Source organism: Romboutsia sp., from assembly GCF_051659545.1.
GTDB lineage: Bacteria > Bacillota > Clostridia > Peptostreptococcales > Peptostreptococcaceae > JBOFOR01.
Genome location: NZ_JBOFOR010000135.1, coordinates 1 through 4140 on the forward strand (window position 1 = coordinate 1; position 4140 = coordinate 4140).

Below are 4140 nucleotides of genomic sequence, written 5' to 3' on the forward strand. Positions count from 1 at the left end.
TAATGTAGATGCTCTTAATGTAGTTTTAAGCGATACTGTACCAAATGGAACAATTTATGTACCAGGTTCTTTACAAGTAGATGGCAATCCAATAGGTGGAACACCAGCTAGTATAAATGTTGGAACTGTGCCTGCTGGAGACACTTCAGTAGTAACTTTCCAAGTTCAAATTAATTGTTAGACTTTTAATATACTTAAATACCGAGAAAATGTATTAGATATTTTCTCGGTATTTTTTTAGTTTTTTGAAAAATGTAACGCTGTAGTGAAATATATTCACTATTAAATTCTAGTAATAAAAATGTATTATTTAAAAAGTAACAGTAACAGTTCATATTATATATTAAGTTATTCAATGTACTAATTTAAAACCATTTTAAAAGTAAATAAGAAAAATTTATCTCGATTAAAAATTATATAGAAAGGAATTATATTATGGCTATAAATGAAATATTTTCAGGATATTAGCACGCCCATTCAGCAATTGTTGGAAATGGATTGATGGTAGGTACTGGAGGAGAAGGTGGAGTTACTTTTATGAATCCTACAGGAGGAACTACAAGTAACTACTTGTTAAATGGATCAAAAGCTATATTTGATTTACCACCTGAGGATACAGTGGTTTATGCCGATTTAGTCTTAGCCGGTCTGACAATTAATGCCTCAGGTTCTTTTACATTTAAAACGCCAACAGCAACTACTACCTTACCTTATGGTACTAATTCAAGTGGGACTTGGGATGCATATCATCAAGATGTAACATCTCTAGTAAGTGCGGGTGGCACAGGAACATATGAAGTTGATGGAGTTAATGGATCTGTTTCAAGTTTAGGTTGGTATTTATATGTAGTATTTGTATCATCTAGCTATCCATTAAAATATATTTACTACTCATTATGATCAACACGCATTGGCAATAGTCCTGTTACATTTACACTTAACAATGTATATACTCCAGATCAAGGTATTGTAAAAAGTTACCTACTACTTACATCAACTGGAGGAGATTATAATAATCAATTACAAGTAACTCTTAATGGAACTTTAGTAGGAAATCCAAGTACAACATCGTGGAATGGATTGTCACCGTATAATCCAAGTAAAAACTTGCAACCTGGAATAATTTGTGTTTCAAATACATCTAATTCAAATAATGGGCTTTTAGATACCAGAGGTACATTTGGAAGTGCAAATAATAATCATTATAATGGCACTGGACCAAATCCAAATAGGACTTGGGTTGATATAACAGGTATGGATGTTTCGTCTGCTATATCAAATAGTATTAATACCGTAACCGTGTCAGGAGTTTGTACTCATGGAGGATATTGGCTTACTACAAATATATTTGCTTTTGAAATAACATCATTAATATACCCAATCAAATCGGTTGATAAAGTTTTTGCAAATACTGGAGATACGTTAAACTATACTATTGTCGTAACTAATACAGAAACTATTCCATATACAAATGTTGTATTAATAGATACAATTCAAACGGGGACGACTTTTATACCAAATAGCTTAATAGTAAATGGAGTTTCAGTTCCAGGAAATCCTTCACCTCCTAGTGGTGTAAATATAGGAAGCATACCAGGTGTTACAACTATATCTGGAGGTTTAATAAAAATCTAATATCAAATTTACCTAAATTTAAGCATAAAATTCTTAAGTTCTTTTTAGTGTACTTGAAAATATAATTAATATGATTTATGACAAAATAATATTTCATTCCTTTTAAAATCACAACTTAAATAAGCCGCCAAAGTAATAATATATCTTAGGTTGACGGCTATGGCATTAGCGTGAAATATTATCTTAAATCATACACTTATAATATTAAATATACTTTTAAAGCCTTTTTATACTATTCATAAACAATAATTTTATATGAAAATATCAGTAATAACAATAACAATAACAATAACAATAGCATATATAGTAAGGAATAGAAATTATTTATTCTTAGTTAAAATGAGTTTTTATATAAAATAATAGTAACTGTTCAGTCACTCTATAAATTTCATCAGTTATTCTATAAATTTTAGGTTATAACAGTGAAAACTATGTAGATATATGCAGAAAAAGGTTACCTACTGCTTATTTTTGTATATGTACGAAGGAGTTATACACTAAAATAACTAATTTAAGAGGGGCGACTGAAAGTTACAAATATATTATAAAGAAAGGATGATTAAATTGTCATTACAACCACGTTATTCTACAATTCAACCAGGAGCTATGACCTTTACAGGAAATACTTTAGGATTATCAGCAGCACCTTCTTTTGGTTCTGAGATTGGTGCTTTTATAACAATTAATACAGCCTCCATAGTTGGAGGCTATCCACCAGGAAGTACATTAATTTGGCAAGAAAACTCATCAAGTGCAGTACTAAATATGCCATTAGGAAGTACCATACTATATGCTGAGCTTGTGTGGGGAGGATCCTATAAAACAATCACACTTCTGCCAGGACCAACTCCAGGACCACCTGAAAATGTATCTGCATTTATAAATAATCCAATATCATTTAATACTCCAAGTGGATTAAGCATGATTACTCCAAGTACAATAACAGCCCAAACATATGATTTTACAGATGCATCCGGATTTCAATATGGGTATTATGGACGAAGTGCAGATGTTACATCTTTAGTACAAGCTACAGGGACATATACTGTTGGAGGTGTTCCTTCAACAATACAACCTTCTTGGGCTTTTATTAACTGTTGCGGATGGATATTAGGTGTTATTTATAAAAATACTACATTGCCAATGAGAAGTATGAATTTATATGTAGGTCTTTCAGGTCAATTCTCAACATCCACTCCAACAAATGACATAACAGTAAGTAATTTTATTACTCCATATTCAGGACCTGTGTTTGGAAGATTATTGTTAAGTGCAATGGAAGGAGATTCAAATATAGCAAATGATCAAGCATTATTTGGACCTAATACAGGTGCTTTAGTAGTATTAAGTGGACCTAATAATATACCAACTAACTTTTTTGCTTCACAGATAAATAATGATTCAGGGTTATTAGATACAACAGGTACTGATGGAACTTTAAATGTTGTACCACCAGCAGTAGCACCATTAGGTATCAGATATGGATGGGATATTACAAATGTAAATGCTCCAACATTAACAAATGCTCAAACTTCAGCAGTTCTAAGACTAACAACATCAGGTGATGCTTACGCTGTACCTATGGTAGGTCTTCAAATTGATAACCAGCAGATATTACCATCTATAAAAAGTGTTGACAAAGTATATGCAAGTGTAGGTGATATATTAACATATACTATAGAGGTACAAAATTACTCTACTATACCAGCGGGAAATGTTATTATTGTAGATACAATACCAACTGGAACAACTTTTATTCCTAATAGTTTAACAATAAATTCAGTTCCAAATTCAGGTAATCCATCACCACCATCTGGAGTTAACATAGGAACAATACCATCTACTACAGGAGTAACTACTGTAACTTTTAAAGTTCTAGTAAATAGTACAATTCCATCACCAAACCCTATACAAAATATAGCAACTATAAATAGTGAAGGTGGTACGCCATCAAATACTAATACAGTTAATACTCAAATAAATAGTGCTATATTATCATCCACTAAACTAGTTGATAAAAGTTTTGCAACAATTAATGATATATTAACCTATACAATTCCTTTGTTAAATACTGGAAACGTTCCATTATCTAGTGTAATTTTTGTAGATACAATACCAACTGGAACTAGCTTTATTCCAGGAAGTTTAACTATAAATGGTGTTTCAACAATAGCAAATCCAAGCCCACCAGGAGTGAATTTAGGTACTATTCCAGCTATAAGTACTACAACTATTGGATTTAAGGTATTAGTAACTAGTTTTCCATCACCAAATCCTATACCAAATAGTGCAAACTTTGTAGGGACATATACTGAAAATCCTTCCATTCCTAATGGAGTTACAGAAAGCTCAAATACTAATATAGTAAATACTTTTATAAATAGAGCCGATTTATCAAATATAACTAAGTCTACAGATAAGGATTTTGCAACTATTAATGATGTAATAACTTATACTATTACAATTCCAAATACAGGAACTACAAGTGCTAATTCTGTAATTTTT

General features: G+C 31.2%; 4 protein-coding genes. All 4 read left to right on the top strand.

Features of this window, described 5'->3' with window-relative positions; translation table 11 throughout:
* A partial coding sequence (locus ACRC03_RS07775) for a hypothetical protein (protein ID WP_438651997.1) occupies nt 1-181 on the top strand: 181 nt, incomplete at its 5' end.
* 320 nt (nt 182-501) lie between these two features.
* Complete coding sequence (locus ACRC03_RS07780) at nt 502-900, top strand: hypothetical protein (protein WP_438651998.1); 399 nt, start codon at nt 502-504, stop codon at nt 898-900.
* Nucleotides 901-1080: 180 nt separating this feature from the next.
* Nucleotides 1081-1635: a DUF11 domain-containing protein gene (locus ACRC03_RS07785; RefSeq protein ID WP_438651999.1), complete on the top strand. Its 555-nt coding sequence runs from the start codon at nt 1081-1083 to the stop codon at nt 1633-1635.
* A gap of 564 nt (nt 1636-2199) precedes the next feature.
* A partial coding sequence (locus tag ACRC03_RS07790; RefSeq protein ID WP_438652000.1) for a hypothetical protein occupies nt 2200-4140 on the top strand: 1941 nt, incomplete at its 3' end.